This is a genomic window from Nocardia sp. NPDC059229, assembly GCF_042754165.1.
Lineage (GTDB): Bacteria > Actinomycetota > Actinomycetes > Mycobacteriales > Mycobacteriaceae > Nocardia.
The window spans coordinates 41302-67180 of record NZ_JBHZAK010000009.1 but is presented as its reverse complement, the minus strand read 5'-3'; the positions used below and the strand labels follow the sequence as shown (position 1 = coordinate 67180).

Genomic DNA, 25879 nt, shown 5'->3' with positions numbered 1-25879 from the left:
ATGAGCGACGATCAGCGGCCCGGCGAACTACCCGGCCTGGATCTCGAGCGACTCGCGGTGTGGCTGGCCGACACTCGGCCGGGCCTGGTGACCGGTCCGCTGCGCGGCCGGTTGATCGCGGGCGGGAAGTCCAATCTCACCTATGAGATCAGCGACGGCGAGTCGGCGTGGATCCTGCGGCGGCCGCCGCTGGGGCACGTGCTCGCCACCGCGCACGACATGGCCCGCGAGTACCGGGTGATCACCGCGCTCGCGGACACCGGTGTGCCGGTGCCCGCCACCTACGCGCTGTGCCAGGACGACGACATCGTCGGTGCGCCTTTCTATGTCATGGAGCGGATCGTCGGCACGCCCTACCGGACCGCGGCCGAACTGGTGCCGCTCGGCGCCGACCGGACCCGGGTCATCGCCACCGGCCTCATCGACACGCTGGCCGCCCTGCACACCGTCGACCCGGGCGCGGTCGGGCTGGCGGACTTCGGGCGGCCGGACGGATTCCTGGAGCGGCAGGTGCGGCGCTGGAAGAAGCAGCTCGACGCCTCCTACAGCCGGGACCTGCCCGCCGCCGTCGAACTGCACGATCTGCTGGCGAAGAACCTGCCCGCGCAATCGGCAACGGGCATCGTGCACGGCGACTACCGGCTCGACAATGTGCTCGTCGACGCCGAGGACCGGGTCGCGGCCGTAATCGACTGGGAGATGGCCACACTCGGCGATCCGCTCACCGATATCGGCCTGCTGCTGGTCTATCAGCGCATGAGCGACAGCGTCATGCCCGGGGTCAGCGATGTCGCGCTCGCGCCCGGCTATCCGGTCGAATCCGAAGTGCTGGAACGCTATTCGACGGGCACGGGCCGCGATGTGTCCGAGATCGGGTTCTATATCGCGCTGGCGTCGTTCAAGCTGGCGGTGATCAGCGAGGGCATCCACTTCCGTCACATCCACGGCCAGACCGTGGGACCCGGCTTCGAGCACATGGGCGAGGCGGTCGAGCCGCTGCTGGCCGCGGGGCTGTCCGCGCTGCGCACGCCGTAGGGGCGAAACACGCAGCGCTGCAGGGGATTTCCTACTTCGCGTCCGCGTAGCACTCCACGATCGCGGTCGTGAAGGGGAAGCGGACCGGGGTCGGGCCGAAAGCCAGCTCTCCGGCGGTGTCCGCGGCCGCGGTGATGGCCTCCGCGACCGCGGCCGCCTCCTCCTCGGGGCAGTGCACGATGACCTCGTCGTGCTGGAAGAAGACCAGCTCGGCGCGCAGTCCCGCGGTGTGCATCGCATGGCGCAGGCCCGCCAGCACCAGCAGGGTCCAGTCGGCGGCGCTGCCCTGCACGACGAAGTTCCGGGTGAAGCGACCGCGAGCCCGGGCCCTCGGGGTGGAGCCGTACCCGGTGGCGGCCCCATCCTCGGTGTCCGCCTGGTCGAATGATGTCGCGGGCGGGCAGGTGCGGCCGAACCAGGTGCGCACCAGGCGGCCCTCCTCCCCGGCGGCCGCCGCGTCGTCGACATAGGCCACCGCGTCCGGATAGCGGCGGCGCAGCTCGGCCATGTGGGTGAGTGCGTCGCCCGAGGTCTGGCCGTAGATCGCTCCCAGCATGGCGACCTTGGCCTGGGCGCGGTCGCCGCCGAACGCGCGGGCCGCGAGGTCGGCGTAGAGATCCTCACCCCGGCCCGCCACCTCCATCAACCCGGGATCGCGGGAGATGGCGGCGAGGACGCGTGGCTCCATCTGATCGGCATCGGCGACCACCAGCCGCCAGCCCGGATCGGCGCGGATCGCGCGGCGCACCACCTTCGGAATCTGGAGTGCGCCACCGCCATTGGTGGTCCAGCGGCCGGTCACCGTGCCGCCCGGCAGGTACTCGGGACGGAAGCGGCCGTCGTGCACCCACTGGTCGATCCAGGACCAGCCGTGCGCGGTGTACAGGCGGTAGAGCGACTTGTAGGCCAGCAGCGGCGCGACCGCCGGGTGGTCGATCTCCCGGAGCTCCCATTTTCTGGTGGAGGACAACGAGATTCCCGCCCGTCCGAACGCTCGGATGATGTCCTGGGGCAGGTCCGGGCGGACCCGCACCCCGCCGAAGGCCCGCGACACCTCCTCGGCCAGCTCCGCCATGCGCCGTGGTTCCGCGGTACCGGAAATGCGTTCTCCGAGCAGGGAATCGAGCAGTTCGCGGTGCAGGTCGGCGCGCCAGGGGATCCCGGCCCGCGACATCTCCGCGGCCACCAGCAGGCCCGCCGACTCGGCGGTGAGCAGCAGGTGCATGCGGTGCGGGTATTCCGCCGCGGCCGTGCGGGCGACCTGTCCCGCGTACACCTCCAGCAGCGCGGTGAACTCGTCGGTCCCGGATGGCAGTGGCACCGGGGCGGATTCGAACAGGGTCGGCTGGGTGTCGGCAGCCCGCGCGGGCGCGTCCTCCGGCACGGGGAGCCGATGCAGCCTGGCCCAGGCCGCCGCCAGCGAGCGGGCCTGCCCGGACTGGCCCTCCTCGTGCCCGATCAACAGCGACTCCGCCGCCTCCACGTCGTAGCAGCGATCCACCCGCACGCCCGCCTCGAGCAGCCGCCGATAGGTTCCGGCGGTCGAGCGCCACACCCACCGCTCGGCCTCCGGACGCGAGCGCACGGCCTCGGCCAGCGAGGACTCCTCGACCACCGGACCCGCGGGCCGACCGGCCCGATCCAGCGGGCACACCCGTGCCCCGCCGTCACCCGTCTCCGCCACCGCCCATCGCATACCGATGAGTCTGGCAGTGGGCACAGACAAGTGAGTCTGGCGGTGAGCACAGACAAGAAGTCGGCACCGGCATGCTGTGCCGTGCGACCGTGGCTAGCATCGACGCGGTGCATGTCGACTTGATGCTGGATTCGTTGGATGGATTGTCCGTGGGGGACGCGGTCGGCGCCGAGTTCCTCGTCCTGCGCCGGCCCCTGGCCGACCTGCAGACCGGTGATCTCCCGGCGGGCCGCTGGGAATGGACCGATGACACCGAGATGGCCTGCACGGTGGCGGGGGAACTGCTCGAACACGGTGCGATCGACCAGGATCGGCTCGTGGCCGCCTTCGCCGAACGCATCGACCAGCGCCGCGACTACGGGTTCATGACCGTGGACACGCTGGGGCGCATCCGCCGGGGCGTGCCCTGGCGGCAGGTGACCGCGGCGGCCTTCGGCGGGCAGGGCTCGTGCGGGAACGGGGCGGCCATGCGCGCCGCGCCGCTGGGCGCGTTCTACGCGAGCGACCCGGACCGGGCCGCCGCCGAAGCGGTCCGGTCGGCGCAGGTGACGCACGCGCATCGCGAAGGCATCATCGGCGCGGTCGCGGTGGCGGTGGCGGCCGCCACGGCGGCACAGTCCCGGCTCGCCGGAACCCGCCCCGCGCCAACGGAATTCCTCGCCACCGTCCTGGACCGGCTCGACGACGGTGAGACCACCCGCCTGATCCGCCGGGCCTACGCGCTGCTCGGGGCTCCGGCCGGGCAGGTCGCCGCGGAGATCGGCAACGGCACCAGCGTGACGGCGCAGGACACCGTGCCCTTCACGATGTGGGCCGCGGCGACCTACCTGAACGACTACCGGGCCGCGATCGCCACCTGCCTGTCGGTCGGCGGCGACACCGACACCACGAGCGCCATCGTCGGCGGAATCGTCGCGGCCCACACCGGAACCCGGCCCGCCGGATTGCCCGGAAACTGGCTGGCCGCACGGGAACCCCTGCCCGCCTGGTTCGAACAGGTCCGGGCTCGGCCGCTCGTCAACGCGTCCGGCGGCCGCCTGCGGCGCTGGTTCTCTCGCACGCCCTAGCCGGGGCTGGTGTCACAGCCGGGGATCACGTCACAGCCGGGAAGTTGCTGTGATCGTTCACTAGCTCACCCCATCCGATGTCGGCCCCGAAAGTTCAGGCCACGGGCCGACATTGGGTGGGGTGGAGGCTCCTACACGGCGGGGGAGGTGTGGGTCGGGTAGGTGTGGGAGTCGGTGGTGTATTCGGCGTGGCCGTAGGTGGCGAGGCGTTTCTCGACGATGCGGGTGGTGTAGGCGTCGGCGGCTCGGCGGAGGGTGGGGCGGGTGCTGACGGCGGACATGAGGAGGAAGCGGAGGGTGATGAAGGGGGCGGTCAGGGCTACTCGGGCGATGTCGGCGGGGGTGAGGGTGACGCTCATGGCGGCGGCGGCTTTGCGGTCGCCGCCGCGGAAGGCGACGAAGAAGACTCGGCTCCAGCTCTTTTCGACGGCGTCGGCGGCGCGGTCGTAGCGGGAGGTGCCGGGGCGCAGGTAGGCGGCCATGGTGGACCGGACCAGTTCGCCGCAGGTGGCGTCGTCGAAATCGTCGCGCAGGACGGCGGCGCGGGCGTGGAAGACCTCGCGGATGCCCTCGGCGGTGGTGGGGAGTAGCTCCTCGGGCAGGCCGAGCAGGAACAGCGGTAGCGGCTGAACTCAAGGATCGCGCGCTCGCGGGCATTGAATTCGGTGCGGCCGCGGCGGGCGGCCAGCATGGTGAGCAGGTAGATGTTGATCAGGCCCGCGGGCATCTGGTCGACCTGCGGCACCGGGACGCCGTACACGTCGGCATCCCACTGCTCGGTGCGCTGGAGGGCGTAGTAGCGCACCATCGAATGCATCAGCCGCACCATGGCCGCGGCCTCGAAGCCCTCGCCGAAACGTTCCAGGGCGCCCGGAAGTGTCGTCACCGCAAAGAAATTCGATGTCTCGTTGACCCGTCGTGCGGCGCGGCGGCCCGACAGCGCTCCGGTGAGCGTCATGGGCAGGGCCGCGTAGGTGTTGAGGAAGGTGGCCAGGAAGGCGCCGCGGGTCAGGAACGGCGACAGGAACGCCGCGGCGACCCGGGACGCCCGCGCGCCCTCCTCGACCAGCTGCATGTCCAGCCAGCCGGGCGCCGCTTCCATCGATTCGATGAATGCCCGCAGCTCGGCCGGAGCGTCGGGCACCGCGTCGATGCCCTCGCGGCAGGCCTGCTGCAGCATGCCGATCAGCCCCCGCATCCCGTAGCGCGACGCCAGCGCCGCGTACGGGTCGGCGACCACGTCCCCGAGCATCGTTGCCGTGCGCATCAATTACTCCGCCCGGATCGTGCACGAGGCGGGCCGGGAGCTGCTGCAGCTGCGGCTGTCCGATCCGGAAGATGCCACGATCGAACGGCTCGTGGCACTGGTGCGGCACCTGCGAGCGAATGTCCTCGCCGCGGGCAAACCTGCCGACTGACAGCGGTTGGCATGACGAAGTCCGGGCGCCGAATGTTCCGGTCTCCGGAACATATCCGGGTTGCGTGACGCGATGGTGTCGCCGAGTGGCCGCGCCGGTCGAATACGCTCGGCGTTCGTGACCACATCGAAGATCGTTCTTGTCACCGGTGCCGGGACCGGGTTGGGCCGCAACATGACCCATGCGCTGGCCGCGGCCGGACATCAGGTCGTGGCGGTCGGGCGCACGGCGGCCACCCTGGACGAGGTCGTCGCCTCGGCACCCGGGCCGGGCAGCGTGACGGCCGTGCCGGCCGATGTCACCGATCCGGCGGCGGTGGACGCGGTGTTCGCGCACATCGTGCAGCGGTGGGGGCGGCTGGATGTGCTGATCAACAATGCCGGGATCTTCGGGCCCACCCTGCCGATCGACGAGGTTCCGGTGGCGGATTGGAAACAGGTCGTCGACATCAACCTGACCGGATCGTTCCTGTGCGCGCAGGCCGCATTCCGGCTCATGCGGACACAGACGCCGCAGGGCGGGCGGATCATCAACAACGGGTCGATCTCCGCGCATACGCCGCGGCCGAACACTGTCGCCTACGCGGCCAGCAAGCACGGCATCACCGGGCTCACCAAGGCGCTGGCGCTGGAGGGACGCGCGCACAATATCGCCGCGGGACAGATCGATATCGGCAATGCCGCAACCGAACTCACGGCCGGGATCGCGGCGGGGTCGCTGCAGGCGGACGGGAGCGTCCGTCCGGAGCCGACGATCGACGCCGCGCACGTGGCCCGGCTGGTAGTCCAGACCGTCGAGCTGCCGCTCGAGGTGAACGTGCCGTTCCTGACCGTGATGGCGACGGGCATGCCCTACATCGGGCGCGGCTGATCGCCAGCGGAGCGTGGTATCACAAGGCGTGCAACAGCATTCGGAGACCTGCCCGTGCGGCGCGGCCATGCCCTGCGCACCCATCTGGCACGAGGCGCTCGCGCAGGAGCAGAGCGATCGGGCGATGTATGCCTGGCACACGCCGCTGGTGCTGGTGTATCTGCTGCAGCATCCGAACGAATCGGTCGCGCGCGAGCAGTATCTCGACAGTCAGTTCCGGATCTTGCAGCTGTACCTGGATCAGGGCCTGGCCGCGCTGAACCGGTTCGGGCAGACGCAACGCAGGCGAAATGCCGTGCAGGGCACGGATTTCGCCTATGACACCGAGGCCCTCGCGGCCTACCGGCCACTGCCCGGGTGGATCCCGGACCGCTACGCGCGGTCGGTGCACGACCTGCGCGACGCGGACGGCGGATTCGTCGGCGACGGGCACGAGTCCTACGGCGCCCGGATGGCCGAACTGGCCCGCGCCACCGTGGACGCGTACCTGAACGGCCCTGCAGCGTAGCCGGATTCACCGGCTCAGGCTGGTCTCCTGCGTCATGCGCGAGAGCTTCTCCGGGTTGCGTACCGAGTAGAACCCGGTGATGAGACCGTTGTCGATGCGGATCGCCAGGACGGTGTCCACCTCGTCGTCGACCCGGAAGACCAGCGCTGGATGACCGTTGACCATGGCCGGCTCGATCTTCATGCCCGCGGCGACGGTCCTCCAGCCCACGCTGAACAGCCGCGCCACGTGATCCGCGCCCGTAATCGGCCGCGGCAGCGCCTGTTTGATCCCGCCGCCGTCACCCAGCGCGACCACGTCGGGGGCCAGCAGGTCGAGCAACCCCTGCAGGTCGCCCGTGTTGAGCGCGCGTTGGAAGGCTTCGAGCACATCGCGGGTCTCGGCCGCGGACACCGCCTCGCGCGGACGCCGCGACGCGACATGGGAGCGGGCGCGATGGGCGATCTGACGCACTGCGGCCGAGGTCTTGTCGACGGCCTCGGCGATCTCGTCGTAGGGCAGGTCGAACACCTCGCGCAGCACGAACACCGCCCGCTCGGTCGGCGTCAGCGTCTCGAGCACCAGCAGCATGGCCATCGAAACACTCTCGGCCAGCTCGACATCCTCGGCCACATCGGGCGCGGTCAGCAGCGGCTCCGGCAGCCACTGACCGACATAGGACTCCTTGCGGCGGCCCAGCGTGCGCAGCCGCACCAGCGCCTGCCGCGTCGTGATCCGCACCAGATAGGCGCGCTGATCCAGCACGGTGTCCAGGTCGACGCCGGTCCAGCGCAGCCAGGTCTCCTGCAGCACGTCCTCGGCGTCGGCCGCCGAGCCGAGCATCTCGTAGGCAACGGTGAACAGCAGATTCCGATGCGCGACGAACGCCTCGGTCGCGGCCGTGGTCCCGGTCATGGGTGGCTCCTGTCCTCACTTTCGACCCGTGTCGGTCCACAAGACACCGGACGCGGCCGATCTGTGACACCGCGACCCTAATTGATCTTGGATTGCCCGGTGAGCGGCCCCGGAACGTGTCACTCGGGTTCGGCGGAGGCTTCGATGGCCTGCTTCATCTCGGCGATGCCGTACTGCGTGCGAATCCGCACCTCGGGGGCGGCGGAATCGGGGAGGAGATCGGTGGTCCAGATCAGGCGCGCGTGGTCGGCGTCGGCGCGGACTTCGAAACAGGCGTGGTGGTAGTCCAGCCGGGGGCGGGCGCCCTCGGCCACGGAGTAGGCCAGCCGACGGGTGTCGTCGTCGACGCTGATGATGAGTTCCCGGATGACGTGACCGTCGGGGAACGTGAGGAACCGGTGGGCACCGTCGATCCGGGTGCCGGCCACCCGCCCGGGGAGCAGGCGTTCGTGGACGGCGCCGATATCGCGGATCACCTCCCAAACATGGTGCGGCGAGGCATGGATCGCGATCTCGTGGCGGATGGAGGCCATGGTCGGGTGGGTTCCTTTCGGCTACTGCGTGAACGATTCAGCCGCCGCGGCGAACGCGCGGACGCGGGCGGTGTCGCGGCCCGCGGGCCACATCAGGCCCCATGTCACCGTCGGCGCGTCACGCAGCGGTACGTAGGTGACATCGGGGCGCGCGTGATAGCGCAGGGCGTGGGCGCCGAGGGCCAGCACGCCCTGTCCGGTTCCCGCCAGCGTCAACGCTTCCTGCATCGTGGTCGCGACCGGGCCGGATTGTGCTGTGGCCGTGGGGATTACCGCCCCCGCGAGCCGGATGACCGTGACCCGGTCGAGTTCGCTGACCGGTACCGAGGTCCGGCCGGCCCACGGGTGGGACGCGGCGACGGCGAGGACGCAGACCTCGCTGACCAGCACCGGTCCCCGGTCGAGGTCCGGTGCTGCCTCGTCGGGAAACGCGCACAGCGCCAGATCGATGTCCCCGGCTCGCAGCCGGTCCGGGATCTCGGCGGGCTGCGCCTCTCGTATCCGCACCTCGCAGTCGGGAATTCGGCGCTGGAACTCGGCGGTGGCGCCGACCAGCAACTGGGCGGCGGCCGGGCCGACGAAGCCGACCCGGAGCACACCGGTCAGGCCGCGCCCGGCGTCGATGGCGTGCCACACCACGCACCAGGCCATGTCCGCACCCTCGACCGATATCGCCGCGGTTGTCGCGGAACTGCGCGACCGCGCCGAAATCACCGACGCCCTTTACCGTTTCGGGCTGGGACAGGACACCAAGGATCGTGAGCTGTTCGCCTCGGCCTTCACCGCCGACGCCGAACTCGACTTCCGCCCGGCCGCCTCGCGCTGGGGTGGTGCACCGCCGGTGATGGCCGGCCGCGACACCATCGTCACCACCATCCTGGCCATGTTCACCGGGCGGGTGAACACCACTCATCAGGTCACCAACCCCCGCATCACCATCGACGGCGACACCGCCCGGATGACCGCCCTGGTCGAAGCCCAGCACCTGCTGGTCGCCGACCCCGGCGTCCACGCCCTGTTGAAGAACCCCTACGACCTCGAACTCCAGCGCGAGGGCGACCGCTGGCTCATCCGCCGCATGCGCATCGACAACACCTGGTACACCGGGGATCCCACCGCCATCTTCGGAGGATGACAGTTGCCGCTGTGCGGGAGTTGCGCGCGATCGAACCGGCGTACTCGAACAAACGTTCTACTCGAGGTATCGTTCCGGGCCATGCCGGAACTCTCACGACGCGACTGGGCGACGATGAACCTCAAAGAGGTGCAGCGGCAATTGCTGAAGGCGGCGTCGTTCGGGAAGGTGTTGTCGCCGGAGCAGTTGGAGAATGCTGCGGGGAAGATCGGGGAGGGGTTGCGGATCTTTCTGGAGGAGATGGATCGGCCCAGGTAGCGGGGATGCGCTCGAGGACGCCGCCGGCGAAGACGTCGTAGAGGGGCAGCGTTTCGAGGTGGACGTAGCCGATGTGGCAGTCGCAGGCCGACAGCGGGCACGGGCGGGGGAGCAGGGCGGCGCGGTAGCTGCCGTCGTAGAGGTTGCCCAGTTCGGTGCGGACGAAATGGCAGCGCCGGACCGTGCCGTCGCCGTCGACCGAGATGACGGATTCGCCGGTGCGGCAGGGGAATCCGGCGGCGGGGTGGGGATCCCGGCTGTAGGGGAACAGGGGGTCGAGGGTGGTCCAGGCGGCGGCGTCCGCGTCGGAGAGTTCGTGGCCCTCGGGGGCATTGACCCACAGGTAGACGTGCGCTGGCAGGTCGGCGCGGAGACGCCGGGCCTCGGGGAGATGCTCGGGGAAGCCGACGATGCCGACGCTGAAACGGATGCCGCGCCGGTCCAGGTCGGCGCACTTCGCGGCGAAGCGGTCGTAGGGGGTCTGGCCGGGGTGGTAGGTGCACCACAGGGCGACGGTGTCCGGATCGGCGTCGGCGAGCCAGTCGGTGCGGCAGCTGAGATTGGTCTGGATGGCGACTCGCGCGACATTCGGCAGCCGGGACAGTTCGACGAGCGCGCGCCGGTACCAGGAGCGGACCAGGCCCTCACCCCAGGGCGTGAACAGGATCGACAACCGGTCCCCGTGCTGATCGGCGACCCAGGCGGTGAAGCGTTCGAGCGCGGCCCGGTCGGCGCGCAGTTGCTCCCGACTGTCGCGGCGCTTGGCGAACGGGCAGTAGGGGCAGTCGTAATCGCAGGAGGACAGCGGTCCACGGTAGAGAATCGTGAGATCCATGGCGGCTCACCGGGGTTCATAGGCGGCCATGGCGGCGTGCACCGCGGGCGAGAACAGTCGCGGGCCCAGGGCATCGGAGTAGGCCAGTCCCGCGGGCGTCAGGCGTAGGAGCTCCGGGCCGGATTCTGGGTCCAGCCAACCCAATTCGGCGAACTCGGCGAGTTCGACCGGGTAGTGGTCGGCGGGCCCGCCGCCGAATCGCTCCCGGTAGGCGGCGACCGCCATCCCCTCGGCCTGCAACAGCGATTGCAGCAGGTGGCGGCGGCGGGCCTCGTCGGTGTCGATCCGGCGGCCGACCTCGGCGCGCGTGAAATCGGTTGTTCGCGTGTAGGTGTCGATGATGCCGCGGACCTCGCGGGTCTCCACCGCGTAGTCGAAGGAATAGTGCAGCCCCGATGTGTAGGACCGGGCACCGCAGCCCAGGCCGATCATCCCGTCGGTCTGGCAGGCGTAATCGTCCGGCCCGGCAGCCGGTGCGCCGATCCGCCGGAACATGCGCATCGACCGCTGCTCGTAGCCGTTCGCCAGGAGCTGGTCGCGGCCTACCGCGTAGAGCCGCAGCCGCTGCTCGTCCCAGTCCGCGTCGGCGTCCGCACCGAGCCGCCCGAGTCCGGTCAGCGGCCGGACATACAGCGGGTACAGGTACAGCTCCTCCGGCCGCCAGGCCAGCGCCGCGTCCAGCGAGGTCTGCCAGGTCGCCTCGGTCTGCCCCTCGATGCCGTAGATCAGATCGATGTTCAGCACCGGAATCCGCGCCGCCCGAATTGCTTCGAGAGCCGCCTCGACCTCACCGCACCGCTGCGGCCGCACCGCGGCCCGCGCCTCGGCGTCGACGAAACTCTGCACGCCGATGCTCACCCGGGTCGCGCCGCGCCGCGCCAGCACGGCCAGCCGGTCCGGGGTCGCGGTCCCGGGCGAGGTCTCCACCGACAGCGGAATCGCCGGCAGCTCCGCGCCCATCACCGATTCCATGATGTCGCACAGCCGTTCCAGCTCACCGGCGGTCAGGAACGTGGGCGTCCCGCCGCCGAAGGCCGCGGCCGCGAATCGCAATGGTCCGTCGCCCAGCGCGGCCCGCACCGCCCCGGCCTGCCGCTCCAACGCGTCGAGATACCGCGTGGTCAGCTCCTCCGGCGCGCCTACCCGGGTGAACAGATTGCAAAAGCCACACCGGTATTCGCAGAACGGAATGTGCGCGTAGAGCGAGAGCGCGTCCTTCGGTTCCGCCGCCCACAGCTCGCTCAGCAGCGGCCGATCCGCACCGAGCGGCCGGTACGCCGTCTTGTGCGGATAGCCGTAGACGTAGCTCTGATACGGCCGCGGCCGGGTGGCAATCGTGGTCATGCGGATCTCTCCAGGAAGAACTGAGCGTAGGGCACCGTCCACACCGCCTCGTGGCCGAGCCGATGCCCGGTGAAACCACTGTCCCCGTAGGCGGTTCCGTGATCGGAGCACACGATGGCGAAGCAGCGGCGGCGGCGGGCGGCCGCGGCGAACAGGCGGCCGATGTGCCGGTCCACGTATTCCAGTGCGGCGGCGTGGGTCTCACGCGAGTCGCCCGCCTCCCGCGGCGCGCCCGGGAGATGGAACCAGTTGGGCTGGTGCAGCGCCGACACATTCACGAACAGGAACAGCCGCCGCTCGGCGGGCAGTGTCGCGATCACCTCCTCGGCGCGGGCGACCTGCGCTTCGAAGGAGGTCGGCGAGGCCACCGAGAAGTCGCTGTCCCAGTGGCTCTCCTCGAACAGCCCGGGCAGCACCGAGCCCATCGGCCCGCGCTTGTTGAAGAACCCGACACCGCCGATGCACACCGTGTGATATCCACGCCCGGCCAGCGCCGACACGAAATCCGGTGTGTCATAGACGAAGGTGCGCCCGGCCGTGGTCTCGCTGCCCTCGAATCGCGCGGCGAACAGCCGCGGATGCGGGCCCGGCGTCGCCGGCGTGGGCAGGAATCCGGCGAAGATGGCCTGATGCGAGGCGTAGGTGAAACTGCCCGGCGCATGCCGCTTTTCCCAGCGGCCGCCCGGCAGATGCCGGGCCAGGTTCGGCAGTCGTCCGGCGGCGGCCAGTTCGGCCGCCACATCGAACCGCAGCGTGTCGAGGGTAACCAGCAGCAGGTCGTCGCGGCCGATCACCTCGTTCATATTCGGGTCCGGCGCAGGGGTTTCCACGCTCGGGTGGTCAGGCGATGACATGCTGCTCGCTTCCGATCCGACGCAGGATCGCGGCCACCTGGGCGTCATAGGTGTCCGCCTGCTCCGCCCCGCTCCCGTCGAGACCGCGCAGCCGGGGCAGCAGGTCGCCGAAGGCATTGACCTCACCCACCGCGAAGCGCCGCCAGCCGGTGGCGGGCAGCAGATCGACGCCCACCCGGGAGAATCCGGGGAAGCAGGCGGCGGCGCGCTCGCAGATGGCCAGGGCGTCGTTCCAGCTGCCGCCCGCGGCGGTGATGGCCGCGCGGGCCTCGGCCAGATCGCCGCGCGCGCCGCCCAAATGGAGATTGGTCATGGGGGAGCCGCTGGTGCGCACCACCGCGTGGGTGGCGCGCCCGTCCACGACCACCACGCGCAGGTCCGCGCTGCGACCGTGCTGGGAGGCTTTGGGCAGCCAGTGTTCGATGTGCAGACCGTCCGGCGCCAGGGCGTCGACTATGCCCGCGACCTCGGATTCGGTGGTGTACCGCCGGACCCGCAGCGAATTGAACAGCCGCCCATCCGGATCGCGCTGCACCGAGGTGGTCGCCTGGACCCGGCCGCGACCGGCGGTCTCGACGGCCAGCACCCCGGAGGCCGAGGAGCCGTGCGCGAGCTTGACGAATACCCGCGGTAGCCGGTGCGTGGTCATGAGCTCCCGGACATCGTCCCAGCCGCGCACCTGCGTCCCGGTCCCCGAGGTCGGTGAGAACGGCACGGGCACACCGGCTTCCCGCAGTACCGCGTGGCAGCGGCGTTTGTCGAAGAGCACGGCCAGCGCTTCCGGGTCGTCGAGCAGCCGTGCGCCGCCGGCGTGCACCTGCGTACCGGCCGTTCGCGCGGCCGCGACGAATCGTTCGTACCAGACGGCCGTGCCCTCGACCCGCGTCGCATCCTCGACATCCCGCAGCCGCCGCTCGACCTCGGGATCCTCACCCGGCGAGTCGAGCCGCACCAGCTCGCCCGCACCGAATTCCGCACGCCCGCAGAGCACAGCCAGCCACGGCACCACCCGCGCCTCGGCGATTCCAGCGCGCTGCACCGCGTCCTGGAACATGGTCACGCGCCGGTTGCCCGGATTGCCCACCACGGCAAGGCGCGTCGCCCCCGCACCGGTCATTCCGCCACGGCCGTGTAGCGGCGATCGGCCGGATTCTCTTCGTCGTTCTCGACCTCGGCCTCCGACAGATTCACCGTGACACCCGGCAGCGCCGCGGTGAGCCGCGCCCGCAGGGAGGCACTGATGAAGTGGTGGTGCAGATCGAGGGTGTGCAGATGGGTGAGCGGCTGTCCGTGCAGCAGCGCCGTCGCGCCCTCGTCGCCGAGCGTGCCCAAGGACAGGTCGAGGGTCTGCAGACGCGCCACCACGGGCGCCCTGGCCACCGCGGCGGCGACCTCGTCCTGAATCTCGCTGTTGCGCAGGCCCAGTGAGGTCAGCTTCGGCAACCGGTCCCCGGACAGCAGCGGGGCGAGATCGGCGACGGTGGCGTCACCGCCGTAATTGGAGACGCCCAGCCACAATTCGAGGTGCGCGAGCGCGGGCAGCGAACTCGCGCCGATCCCGCGCACCACGTCCCCGCCCAGGCCGCCGGTCTCCACGACCAGCGTGCGGAGCGCTGCCTGCTGGGTCGGCGGGAACGCCAGGTGCTCGCCGCCGCGGATCCGAAGTTCCTCCAGCGCGGGGAAATTGGCCAGCAGCGGCGTGACATCCGACTGCTGGATCCAGGAGATCTCCGCCTCCTCGTAGGTGATCTCGCCGAGGAAGACCCCGCGCAGCGCCGGGAACCGTTCCCGCACCCGGATGAGCTCGTCGATCACCAGATCGGAGTTGTGGTCGTAGACCTCACCCCACTGCCCGATCACCAGCGCCCGCACCCGGGTGGTGTCCACCGCCGCGAGGAAACGCGCGAAGGCCGCCGGCCACTCCTCCGGGGAGTCGCCGTACGGATCGACGGCGATTCGCCATGCGGCCGCGTCCGCCGCGGGCAGCGCGACTTCCGCCGCGTCCCCGGGGAACTCGACAATGGGAAGGCCGTGGAATTCCTGCAGATGGGTGGAAATGGTCATATGACGGGCTCCGTACGCCAGGGCTGTGATCTGTCCGTGCCCGCCAGTTCTACCAAGACCGCCCGACAGGTCACCGGCGCGGGGCGCGGCCGAGCGCCCTCGGCGCGCCGACCATTCGGCGACAGCGATGGAGCGATGGCGTGGGGTGTTCGACCGTGACCGCGAATTGTCGTACCCCACCGCTAGTTTCGAGTGAGCCGGACGCACGGGGCGCCGGTGCTCACGGGGAGGACCTCATGTTCCGTCAAGGAGATGTGCTGATCATGCCGATCGCCGAGTCGGAGCTGCCGGCGCACGCGACCGAGACGCCGCCCGAACCGCGGGATGCGCGCGGGCGCATGGTGCTCGCGCTGGGGGAGGTGACCGGGCATGCACACGCGGTGGCCGCACCCGGGCAGCTACTGCGCTCCGGCGCCCGCCTACTGATGCACCTGCCCGAGGGTGGGCGCGTGGTGCACGAGGAACACGCGCCGATTCCCCTGCCCAAGGGCTGGTTCCGCGTCATCCGCCAGCGGGAGTACTTCCCCGGCGCAGTCCGCATCGTCGCCGACTGAGCCTGCCTGGTGCCGATCCGCCTGATAGCCAAGGAATCTCACATGCAGCTTCTCGATGAGTGGCGCGCGGTCGCAGCCGCCACGGGACCCGCCGATCGCTCCGCTGCCGAGCAGGCCGCCCGGCGTGCCTATGCCAGCGCCGGTCTGGCCGCCCCGACCCGATATGTCTGGGTGGCTTCACCTTTGGCGGCTGTCGCCGCCATCCGTGCTCTGGACGACCCGGGTCGCAGCGTCCGCGACGAGGTGCGCACCCGGCCCTGGGCGGCTGAACGCGGCCGTGTGCACGACCAGCTCGGCCCTGCCGGTTGGTCGGAACTGTGGAACGCGACCGGCGCTCGTCTGTGGGATGCCACCCGCACCCTCACCGACCGCATCCGCCTCGGCGTCGTGGACGCCGCCGTCGCCGTCGATCCCGCCGACCGGAAGGCCCGCGCCAAGGCGGAGCGCGACATCCAGGCCATCTTCCTCGATGCCGTCCTCGGCCAGCACGACGCCGCCTGGCTGTCCGCCTTCCCCGACAGCGAACGCCTCGCAGGCCTGGCGGGTGTCGCCCGCACTGCTGGTTGGTGGTGGCCCTTCGAGCACGTCATCGTCTTCTGCGAGCGCCCCGACCGGCTGGAACGTGACGAGGCGGGCCGCCTGCACGCTCAGGACGGCCCCGCCCTGGTCTATCCCGACGGATTCGCCCTGCATGCCTGGCGCGGAATGCCGGTCCCCGCTTCCCTTTTCGACGACCTGACCACCCTCACCGCCGCCCGCATCCGCACCGAGGAGAACGCCGAACTCCGCCGCGTCATGCTCGAATTCTTCGGCTACGACCGCTATCTCGCCGAATCCGGCGCCGAGCCGGTCCACCGCGACGAGACCGGCATTCTCTGGCGCATCCAACTCCCCGACGACGAGGATGTCGTCATGGTCGAGGTGGTCAACTCCACCCCCGAACCCGACGGCACCCATCGCACCTACTGGCTCCGCGTCCCACCGACCACCCGCACCGCCAAGGAGGGCGTCGCCTGGACCTTCGCCCTCGACGCCGACACCTACGCCCCCGTCCGCCAGACCTAGTCCGAGATCGCTTCGGCCGCAGCTGTATCCGGGGTCGTGCGGGTGGTGCGCAGCATGGAGCAGGCCAGGCACACCAGGCCGAAGAACAGATAGCCGAGGGCGACCTTCGGGGCGGCGGCCCAGCCGACCTCGGGTGCGTGGATCAGCCCGACGAAGCTGAGCACCGCACCGGCGGCGCAGGCGAGAGCCGCTGCCCGGAACCGTTTGTCGAGGACGAAGGTGACCATGGCGCCGAGTACCAGTCCGGCCAGCACCGCGCCCTCGCCGAGCGTCTTCAGCCCGTCGTAGACCACCCCGGCCTGTCCCAGCGCACCCATGCCGACCTTGTCCGCGGTGGTGCCCGCCGCGCTGAGCGCATTGTCGATCTGGCCGACGCCCCACTCCGCCAGGTTCGGCAGCAGCGCGGCCACCACCGCCACCGCATGCGGGCGCGGCACCGCCTGGAACGCCTGCGCCCCGATCAGCAGACCGATGTACAACAGGATCGGCACGATCGCCGGGATGGGCAGCAGTGTGGCGAGCACTCCGAAAAGCCCCAGCAGACACATCAATCCGATGATCGCGCCGCTGGCCAGCGAGTACCCGGTGCGCCCGCCGGCGTCCTTCCAGCCGGGGTGGCCGATATAGACGGCGGGCGGGAACGGCGACCCGAATCCGGATCCGATGATCGCGCCGAACCCGTCGGCCAGCAGCACGCTGCGCAGGTTGTAGTTGTCGCCCGCCGCCGCGGCGCTCTCCACATTGCTCATGGCCTCGGTGAAGTTGTAGACGCCCAGCGGAATCGCGGTGGCCAGCAGCGGCGCCAGATGCGCGAGCCCGTCGAAGAGCAGGTGCAGCCGCAGATCCGGCAGTCCGAGCGCGATATCGTGGGCGGCCTTCGACACATCCGGCACCGACATGTAGCCGCCGATCCAGCCGATGGCCGTGCCCGTCAGCAGCGCCACCAGCCCGACCGGAACATTGCCCGGCAGCCGCACATCGGTGAAGAAGCCGATGAGAATGATGGCCAGCACCGGCAATCCGATCCAGGCGGCCTCCCACATCTGCGCGGCGGGCCGCATGGCGATGAACGTGATGGAGATGCCGGCCAGGGTGCCCAGCATGGCCGCGCGCGGCGTGATGCGGCGGATGAAGGGCCCGACGAACGCGCCGATCATGACGATCACGCCGATCATGAACGCCCAGGCCAAGCCTGCCGACCACGCCTTCATCGGGTCGCCGGTCTTCAGATAGATCGGCAGCATGACCACGAACACGACGATGAACATGTGCGGCACGCTGGGCCCGTAGGGCAGCGCCGTGACCGTGGCGCGGCCCTCCCGGCGGGCCAGCCGTCGCGCCAGCATCAGGTAGTAGAGGTTGCCCAGCACCAGCGCGACGCCCAGGGCCGGCAGCACGGTCCCCAGCACATCGGCGCTCGGGATCTTCACCACCGCGACCGACAGGGTGGTGAGGGTCAGGACATTGACGAGGATATTGAACGACAGGCCGAAGAAGGCATTGGTGTCGCCGCGGGTCCACCACGGCAGCGACAGCGGTGCGGCCGAACCGGTTTCACCGGGCAGCTCGGTATCGACGGACATGGGAGTTCCTGTTCACTGGGCCGGGGCGGGGGAGACGGCGGAGGTGAGCGCGCCGAGGACGGCCGCGGAATCGGCGACCCAGCCGAAGATGCCGCCCTGCGCGGCGATCATGGCCAGGCCGGCGCGCTGGAACTCCGGGAAATACGAACCGACGCAATCGGAGACGACCAGGCATTCGTAGCCGCGGTCATTGGCCTCGCGCACCGTGGTGTGCACACAGACCTCGGTGGTGACGCCGGTGACCAGCAGTGCGCGAATCCCCGTGCGGGCCAGCACATCCGCCAGCTCGGTGGCGTAGAACGCGCCCTTGCCGGGCTTGTCGATCACCACCTCGTCGTCGCGGGGCGCGAGTTCGTCGATGATGTCGTGGCCGTATTCGCCGCGGATCAGGATGCGCCCGAACCGGCCCGGGTCTCCGATGCGCTGGGCGGGGTTGCCCCGCGTCAGCTTCGCCGGTGGGCAGTCCGACAGGTCGGGCAGATGGCCTTCGCGGGTGTGGATGACGGGGAGCCCGGCGGCGCGGGCGGCGGCCAGCAGCGCCGCCAGCGGCTCGATGACGGTGCGCAGCAGCGCCACGTCATTGCCGAGGCTCTCGCCGAAACCTCCGGGTAGCAGGAAATCGCGCTGCATGTCGATGATGAGCAACGCCAGGGTGTTCGGGTCGAAGGGGAAATCCGCGGGTTGCGCCGGAATGTGGTGAACTGCCGTCATTGTCGTTCTTTCTGTGCGAGCCGGAATTCCGAATGCGCCACGGCCGGGCGCGGCTCGTCGAGGATGCGGGCGGCCGCCGCGAGTACGGTGTCGTCGGCGAGGGCCGGTCCGAAGACCATGACCGCCAGCGGGCGGCCGTCCGCGGTGCTGCCCACCGGTACCGAAATCGCGGTGAGATCCAGCAGATTCCCGAAATGCGTGTAGTGGCCCAGCACGGTGTTGGTGGCGATGGGATCGGCCTGCACCTGCGCCACGGTGAAGGTGGTGCCGATGGTGGGCACCGCGACCACATCGAATTTTGCCCACATCCGCGCGACCGCGGCCCGCAACTCCTGCAGGCGCTGCTGTGCGCGGAACACGTCGACCGCGGTGAATCGGAAACCCCCGGTGAGGATCTCGCGGATCACCGGCAGGATCGAGCCGGGCCGCGCGGCCACGAAGGTCTCGAACTCCACCAGCCGCTCGGCCACCCACGGACCCTGGTACAGCAGCTCGCCCGCGGCCAGGAAGGGCTCCAGCGTGGTGGGTACACAGTCGAATCCGTGCCGTCCCAGCCGATCTCGCACACCCAGATGGGCCGCCCGGAAGACCTCGTCGCCGAAGAATTCCAGTTCGGCCGCGTCGGGCAGGCCGACCCGCACCCGCCCGCCGGCGAAACGCGGCCCGTGCTCCCGGCTCCATGGATCGTCCGAATCCACGCCCGCCATCACCTCGAAGACCCGGTCCAGATCCTCCACCGTGGTCGCCATCAGGGACAGGCAGTCCAGCGATCGGCAGGCCGGTACCAGGCCCACCGTGCTGATCAGCCCGCGCGAGGGCTTCCAGCCGAGGATCCCGTTGAGCGCGGCCGGCACTCGGCCCGATCCGGCCGTATCGGTGGCCACACAGAACGGCACCTCGCCCAGCGCCACCGCGCGTGCCGACCCGGAACTGGAGCCGCCGCAGATCAATTCGTCGCCGTAGACGCTGCGCGGAATGGGATAGGGCGTGCGGGTGCCGTTGAGCCCGGTCGCGAACTGGTCCAAGTTGGTCTTGCCGACGAACAGCGCGCCCGCGTCCAGCAGGCGCTGGACCGCGGGCGCGGTCTCGGTGGCCGTGTAGGCGAAATCGGGACAAGCGAGGGTGGTGGGCCACCCCGCCACGTCGATGGAGTCCTTCACTCCGAACGGCACGCCGTACAGCGGCAGGGTGCGCGCCCCCGGGCGGCGTTCGATCTCGGCGGCGGCGGCCAGCAGCTGCTCACGCGGCACCGGGGTGATCCAGGTGCCGTCCGCGCCGCGGGCGGCGATGGCGTCGGCGACCCGCGCGGCGGTGTGCGTCGGCGAGCCGCTGCCGCTTTCGTGTGAAGCCAGAATCTCCACGACCGTGGGACCGGTGGTACTCATCTGTCGATTGTCGACAGAATGTATGAAATCGGCGGTCCCGCAATGTATCCGCTGTGTTAGCGGATATCCAGGTCCAGATAGGCCAGCTCGCCGTGCCGCACCAGCGCGTCGCAGGCGACGGCGGAGTCGCCCGACTCCAGGGCGGACAGCAGTTCGGCGTGGCGCCGAATACCATTGCGGCGCTGCGCGATCCGCGCCTCGGTGCGCAGGTTACGAGCCATCGGCAGCTGAAGTTTCAACAGGATCGGCTCATACGCCAGATTCAGTTGCCGGTTGCCCGCCAGCGCCACGATGGCGGCATGGAAGCGCCGATGGGCATTGTCGCGCTCGAACAGGTCCCCGGCGGCGTCGGCCGCGCGCATCTCCTCGAGCGCGGCCCGTACCTCGCGTAGCGGATCACCTTCTGCCGCAAGCGGGAAAGCCTTCTCGATGGCGTGCCGCTCCAGCACCCGCCGCAACTCGAACAGCTGCAGGATGTCGGTGGCCGACCACACCGCGACCCGGAACCCCCGGCGCGGCACATGCTCGATCAGCCCCTCCTGGGCCAGTAGCCGCAATGCCTCCCGGACCGGCGCGCGACTGGTCCCCAGCCGCGCGCACAGCGCCTCCTCGCCGATTCGCTCCCCGGGTTCGAACACCCCGCTGAGCACCTCGGCCCGCACCTGCCGGGTCGCCACCTCCACCAGACTCGGCGGCAATCCCGCCCCATTCGTCCCCGGCACCATGAATCGAGACTATGCTGTCCCGTCCGCGACAGCCCGTTCGCTGCGGCGATCGCGGAAAGGGCTGTGCCCTGGCCGAAACCGGGCCGGGCGGCCGAGGTCAGTCGGCGGGCGACGGCGAGGTGATCGGGGTGTGGTCGAGGTCGGCGATGAGGTCCAGGGCCTGGGCGAGGTTGGCCAGCTTGGTGTCGAGGGTGTCGCCCGCGGGGTAGAGGCGGACGGTGTCGACGCCGACGTCGCTCCACGTCCGGAGCCGGCGTCGCACCATGTCCGGGGTGCCGATCAAGGTGGTGGCGAGGATCATGTCGTCGGTGACCAGGGCGGTTGCTCCCGCGCGGTCGCCGGCCTGCCAGCGTTGCCGGATCTCGCCGGTGACGTCGGACCAGCCCTGGCGGGCGTAGGCGGCGTTGTAGAAGTTGGTCTTCTCGCTGCCCATGCCGCCGATGCTGAAGGCCAGCTCCAGTTTTCGGCCGGCGACGTGGCGGGTGACGGCTTCCTCGTCGTCGAAGAATGCGACCTCCGCGCCCTGGCAGACATCGATGTCGGCGCGGGTGCGGCCGGCCGCGGCGAGGCCGGCGTCGAGGTGGTCGAAGTAGGCGTGGGAGCCCTCGGGGACGAAACTGGTGCCCAGCCAGCCGTCGGCCACCCGGCCGGTGAGCTCGAGCATCCTGGGCGACATGCTGGCGATGTAGATCGGGATGCCGGTGTTGGCGGGGATCGACAGCCGCATCGGTTTGCTGTTGCCGTCCAAGGGGATTCGGATCGTGTCACCCTGGTAGGAGATCTTCTCGCCGGCCGTGGCCTGCTTGATGACGTCGATGGTCTCGCGCATGCGGGTGAGGGCCCGGGCGAACGGGACGCCGTGCAGCCCTTCCATGACCTGCGGGCCGGAGGAGCCCAGGCCGAGCAGGAAGCGGCCCTGGGAGAGTTCGGCCAGGGTGAGCGCGGCCTGGGCGATGGCCACCGGTGACCGGGTGCCGACCTGGATGATGCCGGAGCCCAGCAGGATTCGATCGGTGCGGGCGGCGAGGTAACCGAGCACCGAGGGGGCGTCGGAGCCCCAGGCCTCGGCGACCCAGCAGATGTCCAGGCCCGTGGTCTCGGCCTCGCGGACGAAGTCGATGACCTGCTGGGAGTCGCGGGAGAGTTCGACGGTGGTGGCGGTGCGCATCAGCGGGTCCCCTCCTCGGCACGGCGCTTGATGTCGGCAACCACGGCCTGCATGGCGGCCTCGAATTCCCGCATGCGCACGAACACGATCTTCTCCTCTTTCTCGGGCATGGCCTCGATGGCGATGCTCAGCCCGGACCGGCCGGGGCCCATGCGGACCCACTGCCGCAGAGTCGTGCCGCCGTCCGCGGACTCGACGGTGAAACGCCAGGTGGCTGAGGGATTCTCGGGATCACTGACCGCCCAGGCGAAGACGCGCGGCGGATCCCATTGCACGACATGGGAAGTCGTCGACCATTCGCCCAGCGCCTCGTGCCGGCTGGTGCCCACGAAGGTGCTGCCCACGCCGGGCGGGGTGTCCGGCCGCACCCAGTGCGCCGATTGCAGTTCCGCGCTCATCTCCGGCATCAGCCCGATATCCGAGACGAGCGCCCACACCGCCTCGGGCGTCGCGTCGATCCAGATCTCGGCCTGCGCCGTCGGTCCATCGGCATACTTCGCGCCGGTCCACTCCATGCGTCACCTCGCTGTGAAAGCTGCTACTGGCTCGATAGTTGCATAAATAGACGATGCAGGTCAACGCATGATTCCGGGATGTCACCCGGAATCCGGGAAAGCTACTTGGTCTCCTGCCGGGCGAACCGCGCCTGGATATCGGGCCGCTCGCGCAACCGCTCGGGATAGCCGGGCCCCATGCGCAGCCGCGACTCCTCGATCGGCACCGGTTGATCGCAGTGCTCGCACACCACCTTGAGCTGGGTGTCGTGCCCGCACGCGGTGTGGTTCAGGATCACCGGGGGCCCGTCCGCGTCGGCCAGCCAGCGGTCGCCCCACCGCGACATCACCAGCAGCACACCCCAGAAGTCGCGGCCCTTCTCGGTCAGCACGTACTCGTACCAGGTGGGTTCGGTGTGGTACGGCCGCTTTTCGAGCAGCCCCTCCTCGACCAGCCGCTTGAGCCGATCGCTGAGCGTATTGCGGGCGATTCCCAATTCCTGCTGGAACTCGTCGAATCGCCGCACCCCGTAGAAGGCTTCACGCAGCACCAGCGGCGTCCACCAGTCCCCGAGCAGATCCATGGTCCGGGCGACCGAGCAGGGCCACCGCGCGAACGACGTACGCTTCATCCCCCGAGAATACTGGTCTCACCATAGGACCATGCAGATGACAGCGATGCTCTCAGGCGATCACAGCTGGCACGCCAGAGCGGCCGTACCGGTGCCGTGCACGAATTCGCGATCGCCGTAACGCAGTTGGCCGTCGTTCCACGCGCCGCCGAGTCCGGTCACGAAATTCCGCACCAGATCCTGATCGGCGCGGTCGGCCACCAGCACCAGATCGCCCGATTCGGTGACCGATCCGCCACCGAGCCGGTCACGCACCTGCGGATCCGCGACCAGGGCATCGTGGAAGCGGGTGCGGTCGATGCCCGGGACGGTCACGGTGAAGCCATCGGCGCGGACGTCGTCGCCGGGCAGGTACTCGAAGGTCAGCACCGATTCCTGGTTGTAGCGCACCCGCAGGTCGTCGGCGACCCAGCACAGATTCTTGAAATCGGTACAGGCCAGCTGGAATTGGCGGGACCGCTCGTAGGTGACCGCCCCGGTGTCCGAGGACCAGAACACCCCGTTCAGCAGTTCCGAGCCGACGGGCAGCGCGAGTTCGGTGAGCGCGGTCGCGTCCACCTCCAGCTCGAACTGCGACAACCGGTCGCTCAGCCGGGGATCGGCCGGGTCGGTGATGGTGGCGGTGTTGGTGGTGGCGAACAGCTCGGAGGTGGGCTGGGTGGGATTCCCCGGAACGCACGACGCCGGTCCGTACGCCCGCGCGGGCGCCGCGGCCGGACCTGTCGCGACAGCGCAGGCGCCGGCGATCACGAGGACGGCGGCCAGCGTGGCGGTGATGCGAAGGGCGGTCATAGTTTTCGAGTCTGACTGGCGTCGGGGCCGGGCGGGAGCGGGATGACCGAATTCGGGGTGGTCAGATCCAGGTCGGGGCCGGCGGCACGGTGTCGGCGCCCGCGGCGGTGAGGCCGGTCGCGGCGGGCGGGATCCGGCCGCTGAGCCACCCGAGCAGGTCGGCCTGCGTGCCCGTGATGCCGATCGGCGACGCGTGCCCGTCCCCCTGCAGCTCCCGGCGGAAGTCGCTGTCGGTGGCTCGCAGTCGCAGTGCCGGGCCGTCGGGTGTCCGGCCGGAGAGCGCGTCGGCGATATCGTCGAGAATCCAGCGCGCCGCGGATTCGGGAATGTCGGAGAACGAATATCCGGCATTCAGGTCGGCATGGTGAATCTCCAATTCCCGCAACCGCATCGGCACCAGCGTCTCCGGCGTCCGCAGTTCCCCGGTGCGCGGCCGGACGGTCCGCTCCCACGCCTCGGCCGGCAGCAGCCGCACCGCGTCGGCGAATCGCTGCGCGCCGGCGGCCGCATCGGCCAGCTGTTCGGCCACCGGTCGCGCCGCGCCGGCCTCGATCTCGGCGGCCCGCGCCGCCATGCTCGCGTACTGCGGGGTCTCCACGCCGGTGCGCGCCCAGGTCAGCAGGCGCACCAGGCTGTCCCCGGCCCGGCAGACGTGCGCGATGACATGGCCCCGCGTCCACGGCGGGATCAGCGAGGCACCGCCGATCCGGTCGTCGGTGAGCGTGTCGACCGTCGCGAGGAACCGCTGTGTGGACTCCTCGATCGGTTCCAGCCAGCCCACGCCCTTGCCTGCCACTACCTGCGTCCTTCCTGTCGTCGATCGCCGTCAGGGCCACCCTAGGGCGGGTTCGGTGGCGGATGATGCTGGCGCGCAAAGATATACGGCTCTCGTCAAACGGCCCCGCCGATCCCGTGCCCGTGCGCCGGGCCCGCCCGTGCCGGGTGACCTGCGTCGCGTTCCTTGACTGAAAATTCAGTCAGGAATACAGTCCTTGGTGCCCGGCTCGGGGTCGTCGTGTGCGGACGGCCGTTCTACCAGCGGGTTCAGCGGATTCAGCGCGCCGGAGAGGGAAACGCCGCGCCGTGCCCCTCACACAAGGAGACTGCGAGATGCAACGACGCCGGTTCATGCGATCCGGGATTTTGACCATGGGCGGGCTGCTGCTCGCGGGCTGCGACGGGCCGATCTCGTCGTGGTTCAGCGGCGACACCTCGTCCTCGACGCCCAGCGACGGCCGCTCCTGGGTGATGCCCGACGAGGGCGCGCCCCACAAGCGCACCTGGATGGCCTTCGGCGCGAGCGAAGCCATCTGGGGTAGGCAGCTGCTGCCGCAGGTCCGCCAGAACCTGGCCACCATCGCCGCCACCATCTCCCGCTTCGAACCGGTGTCCATGCTGGTGCGCCAGGACGAACTCGACATGGCGCGAAAGCTGCTGGGCGGCGCGAATGTCGAGCTCATCGTCGCCGACCTCGACGACCTCTGGATGCGCGACACCGGTTCGGTGTTCGTGCGGGGCAACGGCACCAAGGCCGGCGTCGACTTCAACTTCAACGGCTGGGGCGGCAAACAGCAGCACCGCCGCGACGCCAAGGTCGCCACCGTGGTCGACGGCCGTGCCGGGGTGGAGACCGTGCACACCGATCTGGTACTCGAGGGCGGCGGCCTCGAGGTCGACGGCGAGGGCACCGCGCTCATCACCGAATCCTGTGTGCTGAACAACAATCGGAATCCGGGCTGGAAGAAGCCCGATGTCGAGGCCGAGCTCCACCGTTTGCTCGGCCTCCAGAAGGTGATCTGGTTGCCGGGCATCGCCGGGCACGACATCACCGACGGCCACACCGATTTCTATGCCCGCTTCGCCCGCCCCGGCGTCGTGGTCGCGGGACTCGACAACAACGAGGAGTCCTTCGACTACGACGTGACCCGCCGTCACCTCGATATCCTGCACAATGCCACCGACGCGCAGGGCCGCCCGCTCGAGATCGAAACCCTCGAAGCGCCTTCGGAATTGCGCTACCGGGGAGCGGGCGACGACTTCGCCGCGGGGTACATCAACTTCTATGTCTGCAACGGCGGCGTCATCGCCCCCGAATTCGGTGACCCCGAGGCCGATTCGGCGGCGCAGTCCACCCTGCAGCGCCTGTTCCCGGATCGGACCGTGGTGCAGATCAATATCGACGCCATCGCGGCCGGTGGCGGTGGCATCCACTGCACCACCCAGCAGGAACCCGTCGACTGAGGCATCCGAGCCCCCGGT

The 25879-nt window shown here is 70.0% G+C and carries 29 protein-coding genes and 1 pseudogene; 10 read left to right on the top strand and 20 right to left on the bottom strand.

Going from position 1 to position 25879, the window contains the following annotated elements; genetic code table 11:
* Entirely contained in the window at window positions 1-1035 is a 1035-nt protein-coding gene (locus ACFXHE_RS21410; RefSeq protein ID WP_379385525.1) for a phosphotransferase family protein, read from the top strand.
* Between the two features lie 31 nt (window positions 1036-1066).
* Here ACFXHE_RS21410 and ACFXHE_RS21405 read toward each other — a convergent pair whose 3' ends face one another.
* Complete coding sequence (locus tag ACFXHE_RS21405) at window positions 1067-2731, bottom strand: bifunctional 3'-5' exonuclease/DNA polymerase (RefSeq protein ID WP_379385523.1); 1665 nt, start codon at window positions 2729-2731, stop codon at window positions 1067-1069.
* Window positions 2732-2838: 107 nt separating this feature from the next.
* Here ACFXHE_RS21405 and ACFXHE_RS21400 point away from each other — a divergent pair, with 107 nt between their 5' ends.
* Window positions 2839-3798 (top strand): ADP-ribosylglycohydrolase family protein, encoded by a 960-nt coding sequence (locus ACFXHE_RS21400; protein WP_379385521.1) that lies wholly within the window; start codon window positions 2839-2841, stop codon window positions 3796-3798.
* Window positions 3799-3929: 131 nt separating this feature from the next.
* Here the strand turns inward: ACFXHE_RS21400 and ACFXHE_RS21395 are convergent, their stop codons facing one another.
* Both ACFXHE_RS21395 and ACFXHE_RS21390 read right to left on the bottom strand, forming a co-directional pair.
* On the bottom strand, window positions 3930-4157 hold the full coding sequence (locus tag ACFXHE_RS21395) for a hypothetical protein (protein WP_379385519.1): 228 nt from the start codon (window positions 4155-4157) through the stop codon (window positions 3930-3932).
* Window positions 4154-5065 carry an oxygenase MpaB family protein gene (locus ACFXHE_RS21390; protein ID WP_379385517.1) on the bottom strand — a complete coding sequence of 304 codons (912 nt, stop codon included), beginning with the start codon at window positions 5063-5065 and terminating at the stop codon, window positions 4154-4156. Before ACFXHE_RS21390 ends, ACFXHE_RS21395 begins: the two co-directional genes overlap by 4 nt.
* Between ACFXHE_RS21390 and ACFXHE_RS21385 the strand changes: the two genes are divergently transcribed.
* From ACFXHE_RS21385 to ACFXHE_RS21375, 3 genes are all read left to right on the top strand, one after another.
* On the top strand, window positions 5058-5216 hold the full coding sequence (locus ACFXHE_RS21385) for a hypothetical protein (RefSeq protein WP_379385515.1): 159 nt from the start codon (window positions 5058-5060) through the stop codon (window positions 5214-5216). The genes ACFXHE_RS21390 and ACFXHE_RS21385 overlap by 8 nt on opposite strands.
* Before the next feature lie 117 nt (window positions 5217-5333).
* Window positions 5334-6086, top strand: coding sequence for an SDR family oxidoreductase (locus ACFXHE_RS21380; RefSeq protein WP_379385513.1), 753 nt, complete (start codon window positions 5334-5336; stop codon window positions 6084-6086).
* 28 nt (window positions 6087-6114) lie between these two features.
* Window positions 6115-6594 (top strand): DUF5946 family protein, encoded by a 480-nt coding sequence (locus ACFXHE_RS21375; RefSeq protein WP_379385511.1) that lies wholly within the window; start codon window positions 6115-6117, stop codon window positions 6592-6594.
* 6 nt (window positions 6595-6600) lie between these two features.
* On the opposite strand, the gene ACFXHE_RS21370 is transcribed toward ACFXHE_RS21375, so the two are convergent.
* The 3 genes from ACFXHE_RS21370 to ACFXHE_RS21360 all read right to left on the bottom strand — a co-directional run bounded on the left by ACFXHE_RS21370 (window position 6601) and on the right by ACFXHE_RS21360 (window position 8672).
* Complete coding sequence (locus ACFXHE_RS21370; protein WP_379385509.1) at window positions 6601-7488, bottom strand: RNA polymerase sigma-70 factor; 888 nt, start codon at window positions 7486-7488, stop codon at window positions 6601-6603.
* A gap of 119 nt (window positions 7489-7607) precedes the next feature.
* A complete protein-coding gene (locus ACFXHE_RS21365) occupies window positions 7608-8021 on the bottom strand; it encodes an SRPBCC family protein (RefSeq protein ID WP_379385507.1) in 414 nt (137 codons plus the stop codon).
* A gap of 21 nt (window positions 8022-8042) precedes the next feature.
* A complete protein-coding gene (locus ACFXHE_RS21360; RefSeq protein ID WP_379385505.1) occupies window positions 8043-8672 on the bottom strand; it encodes a LysR family substrate-binding domain-containing protein in 630 nt (209 codons plus the stop codon).
* On the opposite strand from ACFXHE_RS21360, the gene ACFXHE_RS21355 reads away from it, so the two are divergent.
* Both ACFXHE_RS21355 and ACFXHE_RS21350 read left to right on the top strand, forming a co-directional pair.
* Entirely contained in the window at window positions 8671-9156 is a 486-nt protein-coding gene (locus tag ACFXHE_RS21355; protein WP_379385503.1) for a nuclear transport factor 2 family protein, read from the top strand. The genes ACFXHE_RS21360 and ACFXHE_RS21355 overlap by 2 nt on opposite strands.
* Window positions 9157-9237: 81 nt before the next feature.
* Window positions 9238-9414 carry a DUF6374 family protein gene (locus ACFXHE_RS21350; RefSeq protein WP_354840266.1) on the top strand — a complete coding sequence of 59 codons (177 nt, stop codon included), beginning with the start codon at window positions 9238-9240 and terminating at the stop codon, window positions 9412-9414.
* Window positions 9415-9427: 13 nt separating this feature from the next.
* Here the strand turns inward: ACFXHE_RS21350 and ACFXHE_RS21345 are convergent.
* The 5 genes and pseudogenes from ACFXHE_RS21345 to ACFXHE_RS21325 all read right to left on the bottom strand — a co-directional run.
* Window positions 9428-10249, bottom strand: a pseudogene (locus ACFXHE_RS21345) (STM4011 family radical SAM protein); the annotation flags it as partial.
* A gap of 6 nt (window positions 10250-10255) precedes the next feature.
* Window positions 10256-11593 (bottom strand): STM4012 family radical SAM protein, encoded by a 1338-nt coding sequence (locus tag ACFXHE_RS21340; RefSeq protein WP_379385502.1) that lies wholly within the window; start codon window positions 11591-11593, stop codon window positions 10256-10258.
* Entirely contained in the window at window positions 11590-12423 is an 834-nt protein-coding gene (locus ACFXHE_RS21335) for an STM4013/SEN3800 family hydrolase (protein ID WP_379385500.1), read from the bottom strand. Before ACFXHE_RS21335 ends, ACFXHE_RS21340 begins: the two co-directional genes overlap by 4 nt.
* Window positions 12424-12433: 10 nt before the next feature.
* On the bottom strand, window positions 12434-13564 hold the full coding sequence (locus ACFXHE_RS21330; RefSeq protein WP_379385498.1) for an STM4014 family protein: 1131 nt from the start codon (window positions 13562-13564) through the stop codon (window positions 12434-12436).
* Window positions 13561-14511, bottom strand: a complete 951-nt coding sequence (locus ACFXHE_RS21325) for an STM4015 family protein (protein ID WP_379385496.1) — start codon at window positions 14509-14511, stop codon at window positions 13561-13563. Before ACFXHE_RS21325 ends, ACFXHE_RS21330 begins: the two co-directional genes overlap by 4 nt.
* Window positions 14512-14747: 236 nt before the next feature.
* Between ACFXHE_RS21325 and ACFXHE_RS21320 the strand changes: the two genes are divergently transcribed.
* Window positions 14748-15065: a hypothetical protein gene (locus ACFXHE_RS21320; RefSeq protein ID WP_379385494.1), complete on the top strand. Its 318-nt coding sequence runs from the start codon at window positions 14748-14750 to the stop codon at window positions 15063-15065.
* 42 nt (window positions 15066-15107) lie between these two features.
* A complete protein-coding gene (locus ACFXHE_RS21315) occupies window positions 15108-16130 on the top strand; it encodes a DUF6745 domain-containing protein (RefSeq protein ID WP_379385492.1) in 1023 nt (340 codons plus the stop codon).
* Here ACFXHE_RS21315 and ACFXHE_RS21310 read toward each other — a convergent pair.
* The 9 genes from ACFXHE_RS21310 to ACFXHE_RS21270 form a co-directional block, all read right to left on the bottom strand.
* The gene (locus tag ACFXHE_RS21310; protein ID WP_379385490.1) at window positions 16127-17713 is read right to left on the bottom strand and encodes a regulator; all 1587 of its coding nucleotides are present in this window, start codon (window positions 17711-17713) and stop codon (window positions 16127-16129) included. The two genes, ACFXHE_RS21315 and ACFXHE_RS21310, sit on opposite strands and share 4 nt — an antisense overlap.
* Before the next feature lie 12 nt (window positions 17714-17725).
* Window positions 17726-18424 (bottom strand): cysteine hydrolase family protein, encoded by a 699-nt coding sequence (locus ACFXHE_RS21305; RefSeq protein ID WP_379385488.1) that lies wholly within the window; start codon window positions 18422-18424, stop codon window positions 17726-17728.
* Window positions 18421-19809 (bottom strand): allophanate hydrolase, encoded by a 1389-nt coding sequence (locus ACFXHE_RS21300; RefSeq protein ID WP_379385486.1) that lies wholly within the window; start codon window positions 19807-19809, stop codon window positions 18421-18423. The genes ACFXHE_RS21305 and ACFXHE_RS21300 overlap by 4 nt, the downstream gene beginning before the upstream one ends.
* Window positions 19810-19865: 56 nt before the next feature.
* Window positions 19866-20534: a GntR family transcriptional regulator gene (locus ACFXHE_RS21295; protein ID WP_379385484.1), complete on the bottom strand. Its 669-nt coding sequence runs from the start codon at window positions 20532-20534 to the stop codon at window positions 19866-19868.
* 97 nt (window positions 20535-20631) lie between these two features.
* Window positions 20632-21702 carry an LLM class flavin-dependent oxidoreductase gene (locus tag ACFXHE_RS21290; RefSeq protein WP_379385482.1) on the bottom strand — a complete coding sequence of 357 codons (1071 nt, stop codon included), beginning with the start codon at window positions 21700-21702 and terminating at the stop codon, window positions 20632-20634.
* Entirely contained in the window at window positions 21702-22217 is a 516-nt protein-coding gene (locus ACFXHE_RS21285; protein WP_379385480.1) for an SRPBCC family protein, read from the bottom strand. The genes ACFXHE_RS21290 and ACFXHE_RS21285 overlap by 1 nt, the downstream gene beginning before the upstream one ends.
* A 101-nt stretch (window positions 22218-22318) precedes the next feature.
* Complete coding sequence (locus tag ACFXHE_RS21280) at window positions 22319-22828, bottom strand: winged helix-turn-helix transcriptional regulator (RefSeq protein WP_379385478.1); 510 nt, start codon at window positions 22826-22828, stop codon at window positions 22319-22321.
* 60 nt (window positions 22829-22888) lie between these two features.
* The gene (locus ACFXHE_RS21275) at window positions 22889-23620 is read right to left on the bottom strand and encodes a hypothetical protein (protein ID WP_379385476.1); all 732 of its coding nucleotides are present in this window, start codon (window positions 23618-23620) and stop codon (window positions 22889-22891) included.
* 61 nt (window positions 23621-23681) lie between these two features.
* Complete coding sequence (locus ACFXHE_RS21270; protein ID WP_379385474.1) at window positions 23682-24416, bottom strand: maleylpyruvate isomerase family mycothiol-dependent enzyme; 735 nt, start codon at window positions 24414-24416, stop codon at window positions 23682-23684.
* A 314-nt stretch (window positions 24417-24730) separates the two neighbouring features.
* On the opposite strand from ACFXHE_RS21270, the gene ACFXHE_RS21265 reads away from it, so the two are divergent.
* Window positions 24731-25861 carry an agmatine/peptidylarginine deiminase gene (locus ACFXHE_RS21265; protein WP_379385472.1) on the top strand — a complete coding sequence of 377 codons (1131 nt, stop codon included), beginning with the start codon at window positions 24731-24733 and terminating at the stop codon, window positions 25859-25861.
* Window positions 25862-25879 lie beyond the last annotated feature (18 nt).